This is a genomic window from Paraburkholderia sp. WC7.3g, from assembly GCF_050436345.1.
In the GTDB taxonomy this organism is placed as follows: domain Bacteria; phylum Pseudomonadota; class Gammaproteobacteria; order Burkholderiales; family Burkholderiaceae; genus Paraburkholderia; species Paraburkholderia podalyriae.
Window position 1 is genome coordinate 47,471 of the sequence record NZ_JBNDMA010000003.1, and the last position, 15,270, is coordinate 62,740.

The 15,270-nt window shown below is 61.7% G+C and carries 17 protein-coding genes and 3 pseudogenes; 13 read left to right on the forward strand and 7 right to left on the reverse strand.

The features are described 5' to 3' along the window. Positions 1-7: 7 nt before the first annotated feature. Positions 8-217, forward strand: a pseudogene (locus OKW43_RS31415) (ferredoxin); the annotation flags it as partial. Positions 218-547: 330 nt separating this feature from the next. Then, on the forward strand, positions 548-724 hold the full coding sequence (locus OKW43_RS31420; RefSeq protein WP_429451940.1) for a hypothetical protein: 177 nt from the start codon (positions 548-550) through the stop codon (positions 722-724). On the opposite strand, the gene OKW43_RS31425 is transcribed toward OKW43_RS31420, so the two are convergent. The 4 genes from OKW43_RS31425 to OKW43_RS31440 form a co-directional block, all read right to left on the reverse strand. Beyond that, the gene (locus OKW43_RS31425) at positions 710-1,057 is read right to left on the reverse strand and encodes a hypothetical protein (RefSeq protein WP_429451942.1); all 348 of its coding nucleotides are present in this window, start codon (positions 1,055-1,057) and stop codon (positions 710-712) included. The genes OKW43_RS31420 and OKW43_RS31425 overlap by 15 nt on opposite strands. 24 nt (positions 1,058-1,081) lie before the next feature. After that, a complete protein-coding gene (locus OKW43_RS31430; protein ID WP_018423182.1) occupies positions 1,082-1,318 on the reverse strand; it encodes an FmdB family zinc ribbon protein in 237 nt (78 codons plus the stop codon). Between the two features lie 18 nt (positions 1,319-1,336). Further along, positions 1,337-1,711 (reverse strand): ArsC/Spx/MgsR family protein, encoded by a 375-nt coding sequence (locus OKW43_RS31435; RefSeq protein ID WP_429451943.1) that lies wholly within the window; start codon positions 1,709-1,711, stop codon positions 1,337-1,339. A 226-nt stretch (positions 1,712-1,937) separates the two neighbouring features. Then, a complete protein-coding gene (locus OKW43_RS31440; protein ID WP_429451945.1) occupies positions 1,938-2,612 on the reverse strand; it encodes an OmpW/AlkL family protein in 675 nt (224 codons plus the stop codon). Positions 2,613-3,113: 501 nt separating this feature from the next. Between OKW43_RS31440 and hemN the strand changes: the two genes are divergently transcribed. The 7 genes from hemN (at position 3,114) to OKW43_RS31475 (ending at position 9,938) form a co-directional block, all read left to right on the forward strand. Next, positions 3,114-4,517, forward strand: coding sequence for an oxygen-independent coproporphyrinogen III oxidase (hemN, locus tag OKW43_RS31445; protein ID WP_429452530.1), 1,404 nt, complete (start codon positions 3,114-3,116; stop codon positions 4,515-4,517). A gap of 42 nt (positions 4,518-4,559) precedes the next feature. Next, positions 4,560-4,736 carry a hypothetical protein gene (locus tag OKW43_RS31450; RefSeq protein WP_429451947.1) on the forward strand — a complete coding sequence of 59 codons (177 nt, stop codon included), beginning with the start codon at positions 4,560-4,562 and terminating at the stop codon, positions 4,734-4,736. A gap of 162 nt (positions 4,737-4,898) precedes the next feature. After that, complete coding sequence (gene cyoA / locus OKW43_RS31455) at positions 4,899-5,795, forward strand: ubiquinol oxidase subunit II (protein WP_429451949.1); 897 nt, start codon at positions 4,899-4,901, stop codon at positions 5,793-5,795. A gap of 3 nt (positions 5,796-5,798) precedes the next feature. Beyond that, on the forward strand, positions 5,799-7,805 hold the full coding sequence (gene cyoB / locus OKW43_RS31460; protein ID WP_429451951.1) for a cytochrome o ubiquinol oxidase subunit I: 2,007 nt from the start codon (positions 5,799-5,801) through the stop codon (positions 7,803-7,805). Between the two features lie 3 nt (positions 7,806-7,808). Next, complete coding sequence (gene cyoC / locus OKW43_RS31465; protein ID WP_231337495.1) at positions 7,809-8,417, forward strand: cytochrome o ubiquinol oxidase subunit III; 609 nt, start codon at positions 7,809-7,811, stop codon at positions 8,415-8,417. Continuing rightward, a complete protein-coding gene (gene cyoD / locus OKW43_RS31470) occupies positions 8,418-8,750 on the forward strand; it encodes a cytochrome o ubiquinol oxidase subunit IV (protein ID WP_121325257.1) in 333 nt (110 codons plus the stop codon). A 105-nt stretch (positions 8,751-8,855) separates the two neighbouring features. Next, complete coding sequence (locus OKW43_RS31475) at positions 8,856-9,938, forward strand: fatty acid desaturase (RefSeq protein WP_429451954.1); 1,083 nt, start codon at positions 8,856-8,858, stop codon at positions 9,936-9,938. A gap of 9 nt (positions 9,939-9,947) precedes the next feature. On the opposite strand, the gene OKW43_RS31480 is transcribed toward OKW43_RS31475, so the two are convergent. The 3 genes from OKW43_RS31480 to OKW43_RS31490 all read right to left on the reverse strand — a co-directional run bounded on the left by OKW43_RS31480 (position 9,948) and on the right by OKW43_RS31490 (position 11,601). Continuing rightward, positions 9,948-10,460: an ankyrin repeat domain-containing protein gene (locus OKW43_RS31480; protein WP_429451956.1), complete on the reverse strand. Its 513-nt coding sequence runs from the start codon at positions 10,458-10,460 to the stop codon at positions 9,948-9,950. A gap of 76 nt (positions 10,461-10,536) precedes the next feature. Continuing rightward, positions 10,537-11,145, reverse strand: a complete 609-nt coding sequence (locus tag OKW43_RS31485) for a hypothetical protein (RefSeq protein ID WP_429451958.1) — start codon at positions 11,143-11,145, stop codon at positions 10,537-10,539. A gap of 36 nt (positions 11,146-11,181) precedes the next feature. Further along, positions 11,182-11,601 carry a group II truncated hemoglobin gene (locus OKW43_RS31490; RefSeq protein ID WP_429451960.1) on the reverse strand — a complete coding sequence of 140 codons (420 nt, stop codon included), beginning with the start codon at positions 11,599-11,601 and terminating at the stop codon, positions 11,182-11,184. Positions 11,602-11,981: 380 nt separating this feature from the next. Here OKW43_RS31490 and nifH point away from each other — a divergent pair, with 380 nt between their 5' ends. The 4 genes and pseudogenes from nifH to OKW43_RS31510 form a co-directional block, all read left to right on the forward strand. Beyond that, positions 11,982-12,863: a nitrogenase iron protein gene (gene nifH, locus OKW43_RS31495; RefSeq protein ID WP_018423167.1), complete on the forward strand. Its 882-nt coding sequence runs from the start codon at positions 11,982-11,984 to the stop codon at positions 12,861-12,863. Between the two features lie 103 nt (positions 12,864-12,966). Next, the gene (nifD, locus tag OKW43_RS31500; RefSeq protein ID WP_429451962.1) at positions 12,967-14,430 is read left to right on the forward strand and encodes a nitrogenase molybdenum-iron protein alpha chain; all 1,464 of its coding nucleotides are present in this window, start codon (positions 12,967-12,969) and stop codon (positions 14,428-14,430) included. A gap of 60 nt (positions 14,431-14,490) precedes the next feature. Continuing rightward, a pseudogene (locus tag OKW43_RS31505) lies at positions 14,491-14,793 on the forward strand (DUF3364 domain-containing protein); the annotation flags it as partial. After that, positions 14,774-15,211 (forward strand): annotated as a pseudogene (locus OKW43_RS31510) (nitrogenase component 1); the annotation flags it as partial. The pseudogenes OKW43_RS31505 and OKW43_RS31510, both read left to right, overlap by 20 nt. Positions 15,212-15,270: the final 59 nt, after the last annotated feature.

The window sequence follows — 15,270 nt, forward strand, 5'->3', positions numbered from 1 at the left end:
GCGTGGCGCCGTAGGCGAGAGCATCGAGCACAAGTGCAACGGCAAGGCCGACTGCGGATCGCGCCACCTGTTCGTACGGGAAGGGCGCAAGAGCCTGTCGAAGATCCAGCGGCTCGAAAACGACAAGCTCGATACGGTCGTCGGCATCGGCTCCAAGTCGCGCCTCGCCTGTCAAGCCGTGCTGGCCGAAGAGCCGGTGACCATCGAACTGCTGACTTCGTCTGAGCGGCGAGATGACCGCGGTCGAATCGTTGGTGGTCGACGTGGCCATCGTCGGCGCGGGTCTACGCGGCCTTGCGCTGGGCGCGCGTACGGCATGCGCAGGACGTTTCCGTCGTGCTCATCGAAGCGCGCGAGCGCGGCCGTGCTGACGCAATGTTGCGAAGCCACCGGCTAGACGCTGGGCTTCGGTCCGACGGCGCGTCTGGTCGATACGGAGGCTGCCGTGCTCCCGGCAGCCTCCGTGCGGACCGGCAGCGCGTTGCTGATGCTGCGTGACCGCGGCGCCTAGCTTTAACTGCTAACCGGAAGTAGCGCTGCGACACGCGTGCTGCGTGCCCGCCGGGCGGTACTCGCGTTGCCGCAGCGGCTGGTGGCGGAGCATGTCAGGTTCGATCCGCCGCTGCCCGCGCTGCTTGCTGACGCGCTCGCGGCCACACCGACCCTGCTGAGCGCGGCGCTGGCGTTCAACAACACGTCCTGCGCGTTGTCAGAACTTCCCTGACGAGCACCAGCCGGACGCGGCGCTGCTACGTGCGATCGCGCTCGAATTGAACGCGCGTCTCATGCATGCCTTTCCGGACATCGATCCTGCGGCGGTGCCGGCATGACCCGCAGCGCCGCTATCGAAACCAGCGCGCGGCTGGCGATCATCGAGCAGGCCGGCACGGCGGCGATGATCCTGACCGAAGGCGTGGATCCGGGTAGCGTCGAGATACGGGCAGATGCCCTTCGCGCGTTCCAGCAGGCTGTCGGCGGTGGCCTGATCCAGCGTGCCGGCCATGAAGACGGTGAGACTGAGTGCCATCCCGTAGGCGCCCTCGAGGTTCATATACATCGACAGCGCGATTCCCCGTTCGGCTCAGCGCAGCAGCTTGCGGCGCTCGGCCGGCGAATAGTTGCTGAGGTGCCCTTCGCGCGCCGCCTGACGCCGAGCGCAGGAGATGATCGCGCGGCTCTTGCCGGGCGAGGCCGGCGCGCTGACCTGCTTGTCCAGCGCTGTGCCGCCGCATTGCGGGCAGACGGGCGTATGGCCGGCGCGCACCAGCGTTTCGAATGCGTGGCCGCAGGCCGCGCAGCGATAGTCGTACAGGGGCATAGTGATCAGATCTCCGTTTCAGGTGGATGGGGCGCAGCGGATCGCCCGTTGGTGCGAACTGTGGTCTGTCATTGCGGCGCAGCCTTCGTGCGGCATGTCCGGGGCCGGTGCGTGCGCGCCGAGCCCGATCCAGGTGTGCACCAGGGCCGCATTGAAGCCGACCATGCGGCGCTCGTCGCATTGCATCAGCGGCCGGCGGATCAGCAGCGGCTTGGCCAGCAACAGCGCCAGCGCGACATTGGCGTCGATCGTTTCCCGCACCACTTCGCTCGACTTGATGCGCGGTGCCGCGCGGTAGAACCTCTCGCTGACCGGCCGCGGCGCCACGGCCCGCAGCGTGCAGCGGTCCAGAGCCAGCTCAGTAGGTTGCGCAGGTCGAGTGTGGCCGGCCATGCGCAGCAGGGCTTTCTGGCGCGCATTGCCGGTGCAGCCGGGTTTTTGTAGATAGAGAGGTGGGCCATTGCCGGGGTTCTCAGGTTTGACGCAGCAGTTGCAGGCAGTCGAGGCTGGCCGCCATGTCGATGGCAGTGAAAGTCGTCCTGGTAACGGACAGCCGGATCGGCGCCCAGCCCGAGCAGCGTGCGCACTTAACAATGGAACGGGACACTAGCTGCGCTCGCTAGAACTTCATCCCGACGCCTATTCCCAGTACCAGTGGGTCGATGTCCAGTCGGCCCAACGAACTGTCGCCGACCGAGGCGTCCGTGTGCATCCAGATCTTCTTGATATCCGCGTTGAGAAAGACGGTCTTCGTGATCTGCACGTCGACGCCAGCCTGCACCGCAGGACCGAAGCTGCTGCGTGACACCTGGATGCCTGCGGGGCCCGCGCTCAGGCCGTCGTTGTAGAAGTACGTGTAGTTGACTCCCGCGCCGACATACGGTCGGATCATGCCAGCATGGTTGAAGTGATATTGCAGCAGCAGCGTCGGTGGCAGCACGTTCACGCCACCCAGATCGCCGAGGTCAGACGTCACGTGGTGTCGCGAGGTGCCGAGAATCAGCTCGATGCCGATCGCGTCGCGGATCATATAGGTCAGGTCCAACTCCGGCACGAGTGCGTTATTGACACCCACGCCGAGCGACGACAACGTGCCGCTGGTGTGTACTTCCGGCTCGATCGAGATGGCACGCAGACGCACGAGCACGTCACCGGCGTGGATCCCACCCGTCGGCACCTCGCCTGCCATCGTGCTTCCGTTCGCGCTTACGTCATCCGCGTATGCCCGCACTTCGAACAAACCGGTAGCGCACAGGCTTGCCACGATCATCACGGCCTTAATCACGTGCTTCATCGCTTTCCCCTTGTTGATGTATGCGGGGAATTGTCGACGCGCAAATCAGGGTGGCCCTTGCGCAAGATCAACCGGTCCCGAGCCCGAAGTCAAGATGCGACATCGGGTCACGCGTAGGAATGTCGAGATAGCGGGAGCCTTGAGGCCGGACTTCTGCCGTCACCATCAACACGAGCTCGCCGGGGCATGCCGTCCCGTTGCCCGGTCGCAGGCACGTAATTTCAGGCGGCCGGCTTCGCGAGATTGCGCGCCTGAGCGTAGCGCTATTCCAGAACGGACGTCCGTGTATATCACGAACACGTCCCGCGCCTCGCCTCTCACCTACACAGGACTATCGCGCTCACGACACCTCGTATTGACACAGATCAGCGCTTTCCGGGCTCCATGCAGGACAATCGGGGCAACCGTGTTCGCCGCGCTGTCCGCGCGGAAGGTCTGGAGATGGAGATGAAGAAACGAATACACCGCGAAGCAGACTATCAGCCGAAGCAGCGCACGCGGATGCGGGAAGCGGCATCCCGAACGCCTGACAGTCCGGAGATTCCCGCGGAGGTGGTTCGCCACTTCGACCGTTCGGGGCCTCGCTATACCTCATATCCCACCGCAGATCGATTTCACCCCGGGTTCGAGGAGCGAGCATACGAACGTCAGCTTGCCGCTCGTGCTACTGCCGAGAATAATTCACCGCTCTCGCTATATGTTCATCTGCCGTTTTGCAGATCACTCTGCTACTTCTGCGCATGCAACAAGGTCATTACGCACGACCATGGCTGCAGCGCTAGATATCTGAGCTACCTCGTTCGTGAGATGGACCTGGTCGCGTCACATCTCGGACCTGACCGGCGAACCGTGCAGCTGCATCTGGGAGGTGGAACGCCGACCTTCTTCCCCGTTGCCGAGCTCGAAGAGCTTGTCCAGCAACTGCAGAACCGCTTCGCGTTCTCGATCGACGCAGAACTCGCCATCGAAATTGACCCGCGGACCGTCAGCACTAAAACGCTTTCACTACTCGCGCGCCTTGGCTTCAACCGAGCGAGCTTCGGCGTACAGGACTTTGCTACCGACGTCCAGCAGGCTGTCAATCGCATCCAGCCACTCGATGTGGTGGAACGCGCACTCAGCGGCGCACGCGATGCGGGATTTTCCTCAATTAACGTCGACCTGATCTACGGTTTGCCGCAGCAGACTGTCGCCAGCTTTGCCCACACACTGGACGAGGTGATCCGGCTGGCGCCCGATCGCGTCGCGCTCTACAACTACGCGCACCTGCCAGACCGCTTCAAGGCCCAGCGATTAATTGACGCAGCCCGATTGCCATCGACCGAGGAGCGCCTGCGCATATTTATGCTCTCGGCCCAGCGCTTTCTCGATGCCGGATACATCTATATCGGTCTCGACCATTTTTCCAGACCCGACGACGAGCTGAGCATTGCGTTGCGCAACGGTAGCCTCCATCGCAATTTCCAAGGCTACACGACGTACGCGGAGTGCGATCTGGTCGGCTTCGGTGTGTCGGCCATCGGCAAGATCGGCAGCGCGTACAGTCAGTCGACGAGCTCGTTGCAAAGCTACTACCGATCACTCGACGAAGGCCGGCTGCCGGTCGAACGCGGAATTGCCCTATCGGCTGACGATGCGTTGCGTCGGGAGGTGATCATGACGCTCATGTGCAGCGTGCCGCTGAATTTCGCGGCGATCTCGCTAGCGCATCAGATCGATTTCGTTCGCTATTTCTCAAGTGAGCTTACCGCCCTGGAACCATACCAGGAGGCGGGACTGGTGAGCATCGATGGAAACGGCATCTCGATTCCCCCAAAAGGCCGGTTCTTCGTGCGCGCAGTGGCCATGGTGTTCGACGGTTATCTGGAGCGCCCCTCGAACTCGTCCTGGTCAAAACTGATCTAGCGGTACGACCGCCGATGGCTGGCGCAAACAACGCGACGCGACGTGTTCGTCGAAACCGTCAGCAAGGTGTTCCTCTGTTCACTTGGGCGCCGTAAAGTCTGTCCTTCGTTCCGCGCGACGCGCCCCGTCACGACCCTCGATTGCCAGATCGAGGCCATCCCTCGCAGCCTGGCTCTGCTTCTGTTCAGCCATGAAGACATCGGCGATCGCCTGATTTAGCCCGCGCGCTGCGTCAGTGCACCGCACCCCGCCGCTTTGTTCATCCTTGATCGACATCAATCACAAAACTGGCCGGTTGTCGGACCATGACGCTGCGAGTGTGACGCCGCATGCGTCAAGCGAGCTTCAGGTCAAAAGTGCCACAACCAAAATTTAACCACTATGACAGACAGAAAAGCCTTAAGGAAACGGTCGATAGCCATCGTCACAACATTGAGCGCCTGTCTATCGGGATGTGATCTGACAGTGCTTGATCCAAAAGGGAGCGTCGGCGCGGCCGAGAAGTCGCTGATCGCCACCGCCACGTGGGCGATGCTGATCGTCGTGATCCCGGTGATCCTGCTGACGCTGTTCTTCGCCTGGCGCTACCGTGCGTCGAACCGTCACGCGGTCTATGCACCTAAATGGGCGCACTCGACGGCGATCGAGATCGTCGTCTGGACGATCCCCTCCCTGATCATCCTGTACCTCGGTATCCTGACGTGGCGCACCACGCATGAGCTCGACCCGTACCGGCCGCTGCAGTCGAGCGTGAAGCCGATCGACGTCGAGGTGGTCGCGCTCGACTGGAAGTGGCTCTTCATCTACCCGGAGCTCGGCATTGCGTCGGTGAACCAGCTCGCCGTGCCAGTCGATACGCCGGTGAATTTCCGGATCACGTCGGACTCGGTGATGAACTCATTCTTCATCCCGCAACTCGGCACCCAGGTGTATGCAATGGTTGGCATGCAGACCGGTCTGCACCTGATCGCGGATGCACCGGGAAATTTCGAAGGCATGTCCGCCAACTTCAGCGGCAAGGGATTCGCCGACATGAAGTTCCGCACGCTCGCGACGAGCGCCACCGACTTCGACGCATGGGTGCGGAAGGTCAAGGCTTCGCCGGACCGCCTGAGCATGGACAAATACGCCGAAGTCGCGAAGCCGAGCGAGAAGCAGTCGGTACGCTACTTCTCATCGATCGACCAGCACCTGTTCCGCAACATCGTTGCCCGATACAACAACGGCAACGTCACGGCCTTCCGCGACGCCGCCTGTCGCACGCAGACCACGGAGTAAGCCATGTTTGGAAAACTCACGCCCGGCGCGATTCCGTTCGATCAGCCGATCATCATGGGCGCGGCCGCGTTCATGGCGCTCATCGTGCTGGCGGTCATCGTCACGCTCACGAAGCTCGGCCGCTGGAAGTGGCTCTGGACCGAGTGGCTGACAAGCGTCGATCACAAGAAGATCGGCATCATGTACATCATCGTCGCGGTACTGATGCTCACGCGCGGTTTTGTCGACGCCGTAATGATGCGGCTTCAGCTCGCGATCGCGTTTCACGGCCCCGGTTACCTGCCGCCGCACCACTACGATCAGATGTTCACCGCGCACGGTGTCATCATGATCTTCTTCATGGCGATGGCGCTGATGGTCGGCCTCTTCAATCTTGTCGTGCCGCTGCAGATCGGCGCGCGCGACGTCGCCTTCCCGTTCCTGAATTCGCTGAGCTTCTGGATGACGGCGATCAGCGCGATCCTGATCAATCTGTCGCTCGTGATCGGCGAGTTCGCGCAGGTCGGCTGGCTCGCGTATCCACCGCTGTCGGAGCTGCAGTTCAGTCCCGGCGTCGGGGTTGACTACTACATCTGGAGTCTGCAGCTCTCCGGCGTCGGTACGCTGATTACCGCGATCAACTTCTTCGTGACGATCGTCAAGCTGCGCGCGCCCGGCATGACGCTGATGAAGATGCCGGTGTTCACGTGGACCGCGCTGTGCTCGAACGTGCTGATCATGGCAACGTTCCCGATCCTAACCGTGACGCTCGCACTGCTCGGCCTCGACCGCTACGCAGGCATGCACTTTTTCACAAATGAGCTCGGCGGCAACGCGATGCTGTACCTGAACCTGATCTGGGCGTGGGGCCACCCGGAGGTGTACATCCTCGTGCTGCCCGCGTTCGGCATCTATTCGGAAGTGATCGCGACCTTCGCGAAGAAACCGCTGTTTGGCTACAGAACGATGGTCTACGCGTCGTGCGCGATCACGGTGCTCGCATTCCTCGTGTGGGCGCACCACTTCTTCACGATGGGTTCCGGCGCGGACGTTAACGCGTTCTTCGGCATTATGACGATGGTCATCGCGATCCCCACCGGCGTGAAAATCTTCAACTGGCTGTTCACGATGTACCGCGGTCGCATCGAGTTCTCCGCACCCGTGCTGTGGACAATCGGCTTCATGGTCACGTTCACGATCGGCGGCATGACGGGCGTGATGATGGCGATCCCGGGCGTGGACTTCGTGCTGCACAACAGCCTGTTCCTGATCGCGCACTTTCACAACGCGATCATAGGCGGCGTCGTGTTCGGCTATCTCGCAGGCTTCCATTACTGGTTCCCGAAGGCGTTCGGCTTCAGGCTTGACGAGAAGCTCGGCAAGCGGGCGTTCTGGTGCTGGTTCGTCGGCTTCTACGTGTCGTTCGTGCCGCTCTACGTGCTCGGCTTCATGGGCATGACCCGGCGCCTGAATCACTACGACAACCCGACCTGGCATCCCTGGCTGTTCGTCGCCGCATGCGGCGTGGTGCTGATCGCACTCGGTGTCGTGCACCAGATCGCCCAGGTCGTCGTGAGCGTGATCCATCGCAACGAGCCGGAATACGGCGACCTGACGGGCGACCCGTGGAACGGCCGCACGCTCGAATGGGCCACCGCGTCGCCGCCCGCTGTCTACAACTTCGCGCGCATACCGGTCGTCCACCAGCTCGACGCGTTCGCGCACATGAAGGAAAGCGGCGCAGCAAATGCCGCACTGGCGCATTACGAGGACATCCACCTACCGTCGAACACCGCGGACGGGTTCCTGATCGGCGCATTCAGCCTTGCGCTCGGCTTCGCTGGCGTCTGGCACATCACGTGGCTCGCCGTGCTGGCCTTCGTCGCGATCGTCGCCGCGCTGATCGCGCGTAGCTTCCGCGACGACCATGGCTACGTGATTCCGGCCTCGCGCGTGCGCGAAATCGAAGCACGACGCGGCAGCGCACCCACCCCGGCCGACCTTGAATTACCCGAATCCGCGGAGACCTGATCCATGACGCAATCTGCATTACTCGTCCATCACGGCAGGTCGAGCGCTGACCACGGCCCAACGCCCACCGTGTTCGGCTTCTGGCTGTACCTGATGACCGACTGCATGCTGTTCGCGTCGCTGTTCGCCGTGTTCGCCGTAATGGCGCACCAGTTCGCGGGTGGCGCGTCCGGACGGGACCTGTTCGACATCCCGGGTGTCGCACTTGAAACCGGCGCGCTGCTGCTGAGCAGCACCACCTACGGCTTCGCGATGCTCGGCGCGCAGCGCCAGGGGCGTGGTGCCGTGATCGGCTGGCTCCTCGTGACGTTCGTGCTTGGCGCGCTGTTCCTCGCGTTAGAGCTGCGCGAATTCTCGCACCTGGTCGCCAACGGTGCTGGGCCCAGTCGCAGCGCCTTCCTGTCGTCGTTCTTCACGCTGGTCGGCACCCACGGCCTGCACGTGACAGCGGGCCTCGTCTGGATGGCCGTGCTCGTCGTGCATGTCGTCCGCTCACCTGAACTGTCCGGTCGCGACCTCACGAGTCTGACATGCCTGAGCCTCTTCTGGCACTTCCTCGACATCGTGTGGATCTGCGTGTTTTCGTTTGTCTATCTCGGGAGCATGCTCTAAATGGTCCATTCACACTCGACGTCCACGACCGCCTCGCGTGGTGACGTCGCCGGTTATATCACCGGTTTCGTGCTTGCCGTGGCGCTGACTGCTGGCTCATTCTCGATCGTCACGCAACGGTTGCTGCCGTCCGGCTCCGCGATTATGGCGCTCGCGTTGCTGGCGTTCGTGCAGATCGTCGTGCAACTGGTGACGTTCCTGCATCTCGACCTGTCGCGCGGCCAGCGCTGGAACGTGCTGGCATTATGCTACACGGCGCTCGCCGCGCTGTTCCTGATCTTCGGCACGATCTGGGTGATGCACAATGTCAGCATGAACATGATGTCGCGCTGACTCGCCACTAGCGCGAAACTGTCTGGTCACATCATCGCGGACACGGCATGCAGCCGTCGGCCGCGTGGGTAGTATTGTGCTGCACCCCTCTACCGGTTTTTCTTCATGAACAGTCCGAATCACCCTGTTCCCGCCAATGAGCCATTGCCCCATCGCAAGGTCATCCGCTCGTGGCTGACACCGTTCGCCGAACGCCGCACCGCCTACGCGCTTCTGCTGCTCGTGTTCGACTACGTTTTGCTATTGTGTGCGCTCGCCGCGAGCGTGTTCGCGCACAGGTTCGTGCTGAAGACCGTATTCGGATGCATGGCGGGCTTCGTCATCGGACGGCTCTTCGTCATCGGTCACGACGCATGTCATGAGAGCCTGACCCGGCACCGCACGCTCAACCGCTGGCTGGGCCGGATCGCCTTCCTGCCGTCGCTCACGCCGTACAGCCTGTGGCAAGTGGGTCACAACGTGGTGCATCACGGCTACACGAACCTGAAAGGTGTCGATTTTGTGTGGGCACCGCTGACGATCCAGGAATATCGCGCCTTGAGTGGGCCACGGCGCGCACTGGAACGTATCTATCGCAGCGGCTGGGCGCCTGGCCTCTACTACATGATCGAAGTTTGGTGGACGAAGATGTTTTTCCCGTCGCGGGCCGCAATGCCGACGCGGCGCCCAGTGTTCTTCCGTGACTGCACGCTGGTATCGGTGTTCGCACTGCTGTGGATCGGCGCGCTCGCGTGGATCGCTCACGCGACGCAGCGGGGAGTGGTCCCGTCAATCGCATGCGGGTTCGGGGTGCCGTTCCTGTTCTGGTGCGCGATGGTGGGTTTCGTCGTGTACGCGCACCACACGCATCCGCAAATCCGCTGGTACGACGATCGCGCGAAATGGGGGCGTTCGGATCCGTTCGTATCCACGACGGTGCACTTGACCTTTCGCTGGCGTTTTGGCGCGCTGTTTCATCACATCATGGAGCACACCGCGCATCACGTCGACATGAGTCTCCCTCTATACGGGCTCGTCGGTGCTCAGCGAACCCTCGAAGCGATGCTTCCGGAACGGATCGTCGTGCAGCGGTTTTCGTGGCGTTGGTACTTCGACACCGCACGAGGCTGCAAACTATACGATTTTTCGACTGATCAGTGGACCGATTTCGCTGGTCGCGCGACGCACGTTCCTCTTAAGACTCGCTAACAAAGCCTGTCATCCGAAAGCAAGCAGCAGTTGCAGCCCGAGGTCGGCTGCCATGTCGAGCGCGCTGCGGCCATCCGGTGCGCACAGTTCTGCGTTCGCCCCATGCGCAAGCAGCATCTGCAGGACGTCGAGGCGACCGCTCGCGGCTGCCTGCATCAGGCATGTGATGTCGTCGTCGTTCACATGGTCGATCGGCGCGCCGGCGTCGATCAGCCGCAGGATGGTCGCGGGGCCGACGTGCAGGCACGCGAACCAGAGCGCATGGTTGCCGTCGTCATCGAGCGCGTCGGCGCGTGCGCCGAGTGCGAGCAACGCTTCGACCACCGCGTCCTCGCCATGCTGCGCGGCGCGCATCAACGGGGTTTCGCCGTTCACGCAGCGCGAATGCGGATCAGGGAAGCCGTGGTACGCCAGCCAAGTGGAAAGTGCGGCGGGCGCGATCGTTTCGAGTTGTGCATCGGCGTTCCGGACAACGCGTGAGGCCAGGCGTTCGCGGACGACGAAAGCAGTGTCGGTGTGCATGATCATGGTCGCGTTCGGGTGCAAGGGAACATCGGTTGGCGCAGCCGCGCGGGCGGCAGCCGTCGGGACCCGCGCCTCAGACGGGCCGGTTCTCGTTGGGGTTGCGCACCGGCCCCATCAATTCAAGTCCTTCGCGGTAGCTGATCGTGTCGAAGGTCACGTCGAAGTTGATGGCCGCGTCCGCTACCGCATCCAGCTTGCCGCCTGAGTCCTTTTTCTTCAATTCGTTCTTTTCGAGGTACAGCAGTTCGAGCATCTCGTTGTAGACGGTGGACTCGAGAATCGGCAGCACATAGAACATCGCGCCCTTGTACGGCACCTGATATCGCTTGCTCAGGTCGATGTTGTCGCAAAACAGAAAGTACTTGCCACCCGCCGAGAGCGTGTCGCTGAGCACCTCGGCCACGTCCTTCAGATGCTCGAAGCTCAACAGATACCCAGCGAAGAACGGCAAGTGCTTATGTCCGATCGTCGCGCATGCCATCACCTGATCGCAGGTCAGCTCCGGCGGCCGCGCTTCGTCGGCGAGCTTTGGGGCAAACCGCAGCGCAAGTTCGCCGCGGAAGCCGACTCGGCCGGACTTGTTCGTCAGCCCCTTGAGAACCGGATTGAGCAGACGGCCTTCGTGTTCGAGACGGGCGAACGCGGTGTCGTCGATCTCCTTGTGGGCGAGCGTTTCGGTCATCACAGATCCTTGGGTTAAACAGCGTTGAAGAGGAATTCACGCCTGCGCATTGCGCATCCGGTCGGCGATTTTGAAAAAGGCCTGCATCAGTTCGTCGCGCAGCGCCGGATCGACACCCGTCTCGTCGAACGCGGCGCGCATGCAAGCTAGCCACGCATCCCGTTCGGCGGTGCCGATCGCGAATGCGGCATGACGCCTGCGCAGCCGTGGTTGGCCGCGCTGTGCCGAGTACTGCTTGTCGGCGCCGAGCCATTCGCACAGATACAGCACCAGCACGGCCTTCGTCGAAGACAGGTCCGGGTGATGCATCGCCCGAATGCGCTGCGCGTCGGCCCGCGTATCCATGTGCCGATAGAACGCATCGACCAGGCGGATGACGGCGGTCTCGCCGCCTAGACGGTCGAAGTGCGTCTCGCGCGGCACGGGTCGCGAAGGTTGGGTGGCTGGTGTGTCCATGGCGCGATCAACGCAATAACCGAACCAGGCCGCAACCCGGCGATTGTCCGGCTGCACGCAGGCCAATGCGACAGAAATCGCACGACAAACGCGCCCGAATGGTTTCATTGGCGACGAAGTTCGCGTGGTTTGTCGCGAAATCGACAAGACAGAAGAGGAGTCCGCAAAAGTCCCCGAACCAACCGCCGCAGCGCGGCGGGGCGGACGCGTCGCAGTACCGCTGGTGACGTGGCACAGAAGCTGCGTTTGGAGTCCAGCGCGGACACAGGTCCGGCCGATGCGTGACTCGATATAAGAAGACCCATACAGGCGCGACAGGCTGACATGGTCGCGGTTACGCAACCCTGATTTCAACCCTTCTTCCTGAATGGAGAAATGCAATGTCTAAACTTCGGCAAATCGCGTTCTACGGTAAAGGCGGTATCGGCAAGTCGACCACCTCGCAGAACACCCTGGCAGCCCTGACCGAACTCGGGCAGAAAATCCTGATCGTCGGCTGCGATCCCAAGGCGGACTCTACCCGCCTGATCCTTCATGCAAAGGCGCAGGACACCATCCTGTCGCTAGCGGCCGAAGCCGGCTCGGTGGAGGACCTCGAACTCGAGGACGTGATGAAGATCGGTTACCGCAACATCCGTTGCGTGGAGTCCGGTGGTCCGGAACCGGGCGTCGGCTGCGCGGGCCGTGGCGTCATCACGTCGATCAACTTCCTCGAAGAAAACGGCGCCTATGACGGCGTGGACTACGTGTCGTACGACGTGCTCGGCGACGTGGTGTGCGGCGGTTTCGCAATGCCGATTCGTGAGAACAAGGCGCAGGAAATCTACATTGTGATGTCCGGTGAAATGATGGCCATGTATGCGGCCAACAACATTTCAAAGGGCATCCTGAAGTACGCGAACAGCGGCGGTGTGCGGATCGGCGGGCTCGTGTGCAACGAGCGTCAGACCGACAAGGAGCTCGAACTCGCCGAAGCGCTGGCGAAGATGCTCGGTTCGAAGCTGATCCACTTCGTGCCGCGCGATAACATCGTGCAGCACGCCGAGCTGCGCCGCATGACGGTGATCGAGTTCGCGCCCGAATCCAAACAGGCGGAAGAGTATCGCCAGCTCGCCACCAAGGTGCACAACAACGCGGGCAACGGCACGATCCCGACGCCGATCACGATGGATCAACTGGAAGACCTGTTAATGGAGCACGGAATCATGACGTCCATCGACGAATCGCAAGTCGGCAAGCCTGCAGCGGAACTGACCGCCTAAGCGAGCGCCGCTGCGCGCGGCCCGGTGTTCTTCTTCACGCGATGAACCGGGCCGTGCCGGTTACCCGCTGCCAGGCTTGATACTCACCCTATGGAGCATTCCCATGAGCGTCACTGTTGAAGAGCGCAAGGCCGCGAACAAGGCCCTGATCGATGAAGTGCTGAAGGCCTATCCGGAGAAGATGGCCAAACGGCGTGCCAAGCATTTGGGCACCTTCGATGACGGCAAGCCCGACTGTGGCGTGAAATCAAACATCAAGTCATTGCCGGGCGTGATGACGATTCGCGGTTGCGCGTACGCCGGCTCGAAGGGTGTGGTCTGGGGGCCCATCAAGGACATGATCCACATCAGTCATGGTCCTGTCGGTTGCGGCCAGTACTCGTGGGGCGCGCGTCGCAACTACTACATCGGCACTACCGGTATCGACACCTTCGTGACGATGCAGTTCACGTCGGACTTTCAGGAAAAGGACATCGTCTTCGGCGGCGACAAGAAGCTCGACAAGATCATCGACGAGATTCAGGAACTGTTTCCGCTGAACAAGGGCATCTCGATCCAGAGTGAATGCCCGATCGGCCTGATCGGCGACGACATCGAGGCCGTCTCGAAGAAGAAGAGTGTCCAGTATGAAGGGCACACCATTTTGCCGGTGCGCTGCGAAGGTTTTCGCGGCGTCAGCCAGTCGCTGGGCCACCATCTCGCTAACGATGCGATTCGAGACTGGATATTCGACAAGGCCGATCCGGACAAGAGGCCTGAATTTGTTTCGACGCCTTACGATGTTGCGATCATCGGCGATTACAACATCGGCGGCGATGCCTGGTCGAGCCGGATTCTGCTCGAAGAGATCGGCCTGCGCGTGATCGCGCAATGGTCGGGCGACGGCTCGATCGCCGAGCTCGAGAACACGCCTAAGGCCAAGCTCAATTTGCTGCATTGCTACCGCTCGATGAACTATATCAGCCGGCACATGGAAGAGAAGTACCGCATTCCGTGGGTGGAATACAACTTCTTCGGCCCGTCGATGATCGAGAAGAGCCTGCGCGAGATCGCCAGCCACTTCGACGACACCATCAAAGCCAACGCGGAGAGGGTGATCGCCAAGTATCGTCCGCTGGTCGATGCGGTGAACGCGAAGTTCAGAGCGCGCCTGCAGGACAAGACCGTGATGCTGTTCGTTGGCGGCCTGCGTCCGCGCCACGTGATCGGCGCCTACGAAGACCTCGGCATGAACGTGGTCGGCACCGGCTACGAATTCGGCCACAACGACGACTATCAGCGCACCACGCACTACGTGAAGGACGGCACACTGATTTACGACGACGTGACCGGCTACGAGTTCGAGAGGTTCGTCGAACAGGTCCAGCCCGATCTGGTCGGTTCCGGCATCAAGGAAAAGTACGTATTCCAGAAGATGGGCGTGCCGTTTCGCCAAATGCACAGCTGGGACTATTCCGGCCCGTATCACGGTTACGACGGCTACGCCATTTTCGCGCGCGACATGGACATGGCCATTTCCAGCCCGGTATGGGGGCTCGCCAAGGCGCCCTGGAAGACAACCCCCTAAGCGCCGGCCACCGCACTGATCGCCGGACGGCAGGCCATTGAATTGAATCAGGAGCATCCCGTGCCCCAATCCGCAGACCAGATTCTCGATCAGGAACTCCTGTTCCGTGAGCCCGAGTACCAGAAAATTTTCCGGGCGAAAAAGGAAAATTTCGAGTTCAACCATTCAGACGAGCAGGTCAAGCAGATCGTCGAGTGGACCAAGAGCGAAGACTACCGGCAAAAGAACTTTGCACGCGACTCGCCCACCATCAACCCGGCCACGGCCTGCCAGCCGCTCGGCGCAGTGTACGTGGCCAACGGCTTTCACAAGACGCTCAGTTTTGTGCATGGCTCACAGGGCCGTGTCGCGTTTCAGCGCGCGCCTGCAGGACAAGACCGTGATGCTGTTCGTTGGCGGCCTGCTTCCATGCCACGTGATCGGCGCCTACGAAGACCTCGGCATGAACGTGGTCGGCACCGGCTACGAATTCGGCCACAACGACGACTATCAGCGCACCACGCACTACGTGAAGGACGGCACACTGATTTACGACGACGTGACCGGCTACGAGTTCGAGAGGTTCGTCGAACAGGTCCAGCCCGATCTGGTCGGTTCCGGCATCAAGGAAAAGTACGTATTCCAGAAGATGGGCGTGCCGTTTCGCCAGATGCACAGCTGGGACTATTCCGGCCCGTATCACGGTTACGACGGCTACGCCATTTTCGCGCGCGACATGGACATGGCTATTTCCAGGCGGGTATGGGGGCTCGCCAAGGCACCCTGGAAGACAACCCCCTAAGCGCCGGCCACCGCACTGATCGCCGGCCGGCAGGCCTTTGAATTGAATATCAGGAGCAT